The 7523-nt window shown below is 37.3% G+C and carries 5 protein-coding genes; 3 read left to right on the top strand and 2 right to left on the bottom strand.

Going from position 1 to position 7523, the window contains the following annotated elements:
• Window positions 1–63: 63 nt before the first annotated feature.
• Window positions 64–1452, top strand: coding sequence for an MFS transporter (locus tag ACKI30_RS00005; protein WP_407408789.1), 1389 nt, complete (start codon window positions 64–66; stop codon window positions 1450–1452).
• A gap of 36 nt (window positions 1453–1488) precedes the next feature.
• Here ACKI30_RS00005 and ACKI30_RS00010 read toward each other — a convergent pair whose 3' ends face one another.
• Window positions 1489–2487 carry an NADH-dependent flavin oxidoreductase gene (locus tag ACKI30_RS00010; RefSeq protein WP_407408791.1) on the bottom strand — a complete coding sequence of 333 codons (999 nt, stop codon included), beginning with the start codon at window positions 2485–2487 and terminating at the stop codon, window positions 1489–1491.
• Window positions 2488–2622: 135 nt separating this feature from the next.
• Here ACKI30_RS00010 and ACKI30_RS00015 point away from each other — a divergent pair, with 135 nt between their 5' ends.
• Window positions 2623–3552, top strand: a complete 930-nt coding sequence (locus ACKI30_RS00015) for a hypothetical protein (RefSeq protein ID WP_407408793.1) — start codon at window positions 2623–2625, stop codon at window positions 3550–3552.
• Complete coding sequence (gene bioB / locus ACKI30_RS00020; protein WP_407408795.1) at window positions 3546–4511, top strand: biotin synthase BioB; 966 nt, start codon at window positions 3546–3548, stop codon at window positions 4509–4511. Before ACKI30_RS00015 ends, bioB begins: the two co-directional genes overlap by 7 nt.
• A gap of 282 nt (window positions 4512–4793) precedes the next feature.
• Here bioB and ACKI30_RS00025 read toward each other — a convergent pair.
• Window positions 4794–7523: hypothetical protein (locus ACKI30_RS00025; protein ID WP_407408797.1), on the bottom strand; the 2730-nt coding region annotated here is incomplete at its 5' end.

Genomic DNA, 7523 nt, shown 5'->3' on the forward strand with positions numbered 1-7523 from the left:
TATTAAACATGACATTTAATTATTCAGTCAAAATTTTTCCAAAATAGGATTTAACGTGATACCATGCAGCAAAAGACACTAAATACAAAAACACGTAACCTGATACTGATACTATTTTTAATCGGAGTATTCATGGGGTCCCTTGATACGGGAATAATAGGCCCTGTACTGCCGTCAATCGAGCAGAACTTTAACCTTACAAGCCGTGAGTCAAGCTGGATATTCACACTCTTCGTGATATTTTTCATGATAGGCTCACCGGTTATGGCTAAATTTTCAGACTTTTACGGAAGAAAAAAGATTTTCATCATGGATGTTTTCCTATTCGGAATCGGGTCATGTCTTATTGCATTTTCACCTAATATAGAAGCCATATTTTTAGGAAGAATCATTCAGGGATTCGGTTGCGGAGGAATATTTCCTGTCGGAGGGGCATTCATAGGCGATGAGTTTCCACTTGAAGAGCGGGGAAAGGCACTTGGAATACTCGGAAGCGTTTTTGGAATTTCAGCAATCGGCGGTCCATTGGTTGGAGCCGCACTGATTCCGTTCGGATGGCACTGGTGCTTTACCATCAACATTCCCATAAGCATATTCATCATAATTTTTGCATACTGCATTCTCCCGGATGCCCAGAACCAAAGAAAGCTTAAAATAGACTATTTGGGAATAATTATCCTAAGCCTGATTTCAGTATTTCTGGCATACGGATTGAACCAGATCGATTCAAGCAACTTCATTAAGAGCCTGATGTCAATGAATGTGGCTCCGTTTCTGGTTATATTCATCATCCTAATTCCAATATTTTTGAAGGTTGAAAAAAAAGCGCAGGATTCCATTGTTGCCATACATATGCTGCAAAACAGGGAAATTAGAATTGCATGCGTTGAAACATTATGCTACGGCATAATATACTCTTCAGCCATTTTCATCCCGTCACTGGTTATACTTTCAATGGGCCTGAATGAACAGTACGCCAGTCTGATGCTGATTCCTATTTTGGGAGCGAATGCCGTTGCAGCACCAGTATTGGGGAAAATTTTGGATTCGACAGGTTCACGCAAACTCATGATGGCGGGAACAATAATACTGGCCATAGGGCTTGTTGTGATTTCAATCTATCCTGAAAACTTCATCCTGTTCATAATCGCAGGACTTCTGGTTGGAGTCGGCCTTGTTACAATCATAGGCGCCCCTCTAAGATACATTGTCTTAAGCGAGGCAAGACCTACGGAAAGAGGAGCCGGACAGGCTATTGTAAATATGCTTTCAAGTGCGGGCCAGCTTATAGGCGGAGCCCTTATCGGAGGTATAATCGCATCGTTTCAGGGAATAATCGGCTATAAAATCAGCCTTATTTTAGCGGCCGTTGTGGCATTCATAGCATTTATCTTTACATTCAAATTGAAAAACCGTGACGAACAGATTGAAACAATGAAAATGAACCAGTGAAAAGATTAAAAAAAAAGTGATGGATTAATGGTTCAGCTATTCTTCAGCGGTCATATGGCATGTGCTTGTCTTTTTCCAATAGCAGTTGTTGCATTTGGAACACAGGGACGCCCCTTCACCGTTCTTTTTCCATTCACTTAAAAATGTGGGATTATATACGAACGGCCTTTGCATGGACACAAAGCTGATTTCGCTTTTATTGATCAAATCGTTGATGCCTCCCATATCTGAGAGTCCGCCACCCAAAATGACCGGAACATCAACCTCCCCTGAAATCCTGTCGGTGATGTCAAAGAGAATGTTTTTCTCCTTGCAGTCTTTTGAAAAGAACTGTGGTGATGACGGTTTTGTCAGCTGAAGGCTGTCTGCACCGTATTTTTCAAGCAGCCTTGCAATTTCCAGACTTTCCTCCTCATCGCGAGGATTCACATTGAACCTGCAGTTTACATGAAGAGGGGTGATTTTCTTAATGGCCTGAATCAATTCGATTATCATCCTTAAGCGATTGGCAAGAGATCCCCCATATTTATCGGACCTTGTGTTTTCCTTGGCGTCAATCACTTTTGAGAGAAAATAATTGTTTCCGATATTGAGCTGTATTCCGTCAAATCCTGCAAACGACAGGCTGCGTGCGGCAATGATGTAATCTGATTGAATCTGCCTGATGTCCTCCAGTGTCAAATCGTTAACGCCGATCATCTGTTTTCCGTTTACATTGCAGTTGGCAAAGGCTACCTGGGCAAATACTGGAACATCTGACTCGTGGCATATGTCTGTGAGGTACTTGAAGTCCTTCATGAACAGCGGATAATTGATGCTGTGTGAATAGTCGCTGAACTTATCGTGGGGATAGAGTGATATCAGTTCAGTTATTATAAGTCCGACATTGTTTTTTGAAAGCCTTTCATACCTTAAAAAGACCTCAGGTTTCAGATATCCGTGCTGCCTGTTTTGTGATTCCCAAAGTCCAGTCCTTATTATGCGGTTTTTGAGCTTAAACTCTCCAAAGTCGCATTCATCAAAAATGTCTTTCATAAGTTTATCTTTTAATCTATTCCTATTAATTTTTTCCGACAAAACTGTTGATATAATTTTGAAAAATACTCAAAACCCGTATGTAACACAGCTTTAGTTAAGTTTCATATATTTCAAAGTCCAATATTAAACACAATGAGTGAAAAATACATTAGAAAAAACAAGAAGTCATGCTCAATCGTCAAAGGCTCACACACTTTTGCAAGGTTGAACAGTCTGGAGGATGCAATGCTTATCAGGGATCTTCTGGTAAGTATCGGCTGGAACCTGGATGACATTCCTCAAATCATTGAAAAGGATGGAAATTATCTGATCCTCAGCGTCTATGATGAAAAAATATGCCTTCTTGCAAAATACAGGCAAAAGCCTGATGAGGATACCGTTGAAAAGCTGGTTAAAAAGCACAGAAGGAATCCTAACAACTCCAGATACGGCCTCAACATCTCAAGAATCATGAACACATACATAATCACCAAGCAGATTGCAGGCGAAGGACATATATTTGGAATGTATGACAATCTCAAAGATGCGGAATTTGTTAGAAATTTCCTTATGGACCATCATTGGAACGTGAACGAATTTGGCGAAATCGAATATGATGAGGACACAGATACATACAAGGCAGTTCTTGTAATAGACGAGTGTGTCTATGTGCTTGATTCATTTGACAGTGCAGATATTGATTTGGATGAAGTTTACGGAGAATTTTTGACAAGGATATCAAAGCATAAATACGGGCTTGCCAATTATCCGCACCTTGACAGGCTTAAAAATAAAATCGGTGAGCTGGAAGATGAGCTGAACGTCAAAGCCGCTGATGACGTTTGGATATTCGGCGAGGGAATTGAAGAGGAGGATGCACTTACAGACATCATTTTTACATTGGCGCCATTTGAAAAAAGCGTTTATGACGCAATCGACTCCATGGCAACAGCTGACGAAATCAAGCATAAACTGATCAGATTCAAAACAAAAAACTTTGAAGAAAAAATCAGCAGAAATTTGGATGGGCTGATTGAGAAAGGTTTAATCAAAAAAGTGGGGGACTATTATATAAAATGTTAGACGTGGTTGAGCTCAAAAATAAGGTGTTGAATAATTACATTGTCACTCGAGAAGATGCATTGGAACTTGTAAATGCTGATTTAAATGAACTCGCAAAACAAGCAAATGAAATCAGGAAGCATTTTTGCGGAAATAGTTTTGATGCATGTACAATCATCAATGTAAAAAGCGGAAAGTGTAGCGAAAACTGCATATTCTGTGCCCAGTCAATTCATCACGACACCGACATTGACATATATCCATTGATAGATGCAGATGAATTGAAGCGAAAAACACTGATGCTTTATGATTCAGGACTTAAAAGAATTTCATATGTCGCATCAGGAAAATCAGTAAGTGATAACGAGTTTATTGAATTATTCAATCTCATTAAGGAATTAACTGATGAATATGGTGACATCAATCTTTGCGTATCACTGGGCATCCTTGATGATAAACAGATTAGAATGCTTAAAAAAGCGGGCGTTGACAGGATTCACAACAATCTTGAAAGCTCCGAAGACTATTTTACCGAAATCTGCACAACTCATTCCTACTCAGACAAGCTGAAAACATTGGACATGATTGACTGTGAAAATGTAATGGTGTGCAGCGGCGGAATCTTCGGTTTGGGCGAAACATTTGAAGACAGAATTGACCTTGCCATTGAACTGAGGCAGAGAAGCGTTAAGTCAATACCGATCAATGTCCTGAATCCTATTAATGGAACACCTGTTGAGAACAATGAGATTCTTTCAAACGATGAGGTTTCAAGAATAATTGCAATATTCAGATTCATCAATCCCGATTCATACATTCGTCTGGCCGGCGGAAGATTGCTTTTGGGTGACAACGGCAGAAAGGCATTCCAGTCCGGTGCCAATGCAGCCATTTTAGGTGACATGCTGACCACCGACGGATTGAAACTGGATGATGACTTGAAACTTCTTGATGAACTGGGTTTCAAAATCGTATACTAATACAAAATTTCCATGCGAATACTTTAAAAATCAGTTGATGAAATTAAATGTAACTTATTTTACCTACATTTAATTAAATATATATTCCATTAAATTAACTTTATTTTAATTTTTCAAAAATCAGTTTAAATACATGTAGATTAACAACTAAAATTATGATTAAAATAAAAATATTTAAAAATAGACTTTCGGGTTTATGACTTCGTAAAAAATTGCTCTAATTCTAAAAAAGAAAAAAGGATAACTAGATATAAAATCTAGTTACGTGTTTTAATTTCAATATTATTCCTTTCTGTTTCTTGACCAAAAACTACCAAATATTGCAATGATTGCAATTAAAAGATAAACGATTGGGTTACCTGTGTTTCTCATAGTTAACTCAACTGGAGGTTCTGGAGTAGGGCCGTCAGGGACAGGAGGTTTTTCATCTTTAATAACTTTAATTGTAGCATTATCGTAGTTGTTACTTAAATTAGTATCATTACTACTTGTTGTTACATTAGCGTTATTAGTTATGATGCCTTCAGTCATTACTTTACATAAAATGTCAAGTGTGACTTTTTCTCCTTTAGCCAATTCACCAATATCCCATTTACCAGCGGACTGTGCATAAGAACCTTTGGAAGCAGAGTAAGATAAGAATTTTACACCTGAAGGCAATACATCACTTACAACAACATCTTTTGCTGTTGAAGGTCCGTGATTGATCACTTCAATAATCCAGTGCATTTTATCTCCGACATGGTAAACTTCTTTGTCTGAGGATTTGATAAGCTCTAAATCACAGACATCAAATGCTTCGGTAGTGTTGTTAGCCTTATTGTTGGTTGTATCGTTTTCCGGAGTTGAAGTTTTAACATCAACAGGGTTGGTAATATTTCCAACGGATAAAACTTTAGTCACAATAGTGAGTGTAACACTTGAAGCACTTTCCATTTTACCAATTGTCCAAATTTGGCTGTTTTTATCATAAGTACCCTTAGTAGCAGTGTATCTCACAAATTCTAATGAACTTGGAATATCTTCCTGAACTTTAACGTCTTTAGCAGCACTAGGACCGTGGTTTGTAACAATAATGGTCCATGTTAGCTCTTCTCCAACATAAGCTTTCTTGGTGCTTACCAATTTGATAATGTCCAAATCACAAACAGGTTCTGCAACAGTAGTATTGTTTGCCTTGTTGTTTGATTCATTTGAATCAGGTGTAGTACTGTTTACAACAACGACATTTGTTTTTACTCCTTCAGTTATAATCTGAGTCAATAAGGTAATTGAAACAGGGTCATTAATTTTTAATGTACCAATATCCCATATTACGCTATTTCCGTCTTGAGTACAACCTTCAGGAACTCCAATCAATCTAACGCCTGCAGGCAATGTATCTTTGACGATGACATTTTCAGCAGTGTTAGGGCCTTTGTTTACAACAGTGATTGTCCATTCAACAACATCGCTTACGTTTACTTTTGATGCGTTTACCAATTTTGTAATGTCCAAGTCACAAATTGGGTTTGCAGAAGTGGTATTGTTTGCTTTGTTGTTTGATTCATTTGAATCAGGAGTAGTGGAATTAACCACAACTATATTAGTGAAAGTACCATTGGTATTGATTTTAGTTACCAAAATAAGGGAAACAGATTTATCTTTATTCAATTCACCAATCTCCCAAATCCTAGTAGTATTATCAAAACTACCTACAGATGGATTTGCTGAAACAATTTCTAAACCTTGAGGTAAAGTATCGTTTACAACAACGCCTTTAGCAGATGATGGGCCTTTGTTTAATACAATTATAGTCCATTCAACTAGATCATTGATGCGTACTTCAGTTGCGTTTACTAGTTTTGTAATTTCCAGATCACAAATCGGATTTGCAACAGTAGTATTGTTTGCTTTGTTATTGGATTCGTTAGTATCAGGAGTAGTGCTGTTTACGACTACGACATTTGTAACGTTTCCTTCAACGGTCACTTTTGTGGTAAATTTAAGGGTTACAGGTTCATTTACGTTCATGTCACCTAATTCCCAAATAATAGTTTTACCTTCCTGTTTACCGTTGTTTGGAAGTTCACCTATAATTTCAACACCATCAGGTAAAGTATCGTTTACAATTACATTCTTAGCAGTGTTAGGACCATTGTTTACAACAGTAATAGTCCACTCAACATTTTCATCTACAAATACGCTGGAAGCGTTAACTTCTTTTGTAACCTGTACATCACAAAGTTCTTCAATAACAGTTGTGTTGTTGTTGGCGGTTTTATTGTCTGTTTCATTGGATGTAGCGTTTACAGTGTTTGTAATGTTACCAATTTTCTTGGTTGTGAATTTAACTGTAAAGTTAGTGCTTAATCCTTTTGCTAAACTGCCGTCGTATGTGAAGATATCTCCGGATTGACTCCATTTGTCTCCACTTACGAATGTAATTGAATCCATTTCTTCAGAATTGTAGATTTCAGAGACTTTAATGTTGGTTAAATTACAGTCACCAGTGTTAGTAACAACAATCATGAAGTATGTTTCCTCACCTAAGTAAACTGTTTTGTTTAAAGCTAATTTAGCAACAGTCATGTTAGGTTTGTAAACAGTAGTAGTGTTGTTATTAGTCTTGTTAGTAGTTTCATTGGAAGTAACATTAACAGTGTTAGTTAAAGTACCGTTAGTCAATGCAGTAAATACAACAGTGAAATTGGTACTGTTACCTTTAGCCAATGCACCATCATAAACAAATACAAAGTCACCGGTCTGACTCCATTTACCAGTAGAATCAACATAAGTATCATATTTCAATTCAGCTGGTTTAAAGATCTCTGTAACAGTAACATTATGCAAGTCACAGTCACCAGTGTTAGTAACAACAATCATGAATCTAACTGTATCATTAACAAATACGACATTATCCAAAGTAACTTTCTGAACAGTCATATTAGGTTTGTAAACAGTAGTAGTGTTATTACCAGTCTTATTATCTGTTTCATTTGAAGTTACATTAACAGTGTTAGTTAAAGTACC

The sequence above is a fragment of the Methanobrevibacter sp. genome (assembly GCF_045539575.1).
Lineage (GTDB): Archaea > Methanobacteriota > Methanobacteria > Methanobacteriales > Methanobacteriaceae > Methanocatella.

Coding starts and splice junctions, on each gene's coding strand:
- ACKI30_RS00005 (WP_407408789.1), top strand. CDS start 64: ATGCAGCAAAAGACACTAAATACAAAAACACGTAACCTGATACTGATA.
- ACKI30_RS00010 (WP_407408791.1), bottom strand. CDS start 2,487: ATGAAAGACATTTTTGATGAATGCGACTTTGGAGAGTTTAAGCTCAAA.
- ACKI30_RS00015 (WP_407408793.1), top strand. CDS start 2,623: ATGAGTGAAAAATACATTAGAAAAAACAAGAAGTCATGCTCAATCGTC.
- bioB (WP_407408795.1), top strand. CDS start 3,546: ATGTTAGACGTGGTTGAGCTCAAAAATAAGGTGTTGAATAATTACATT.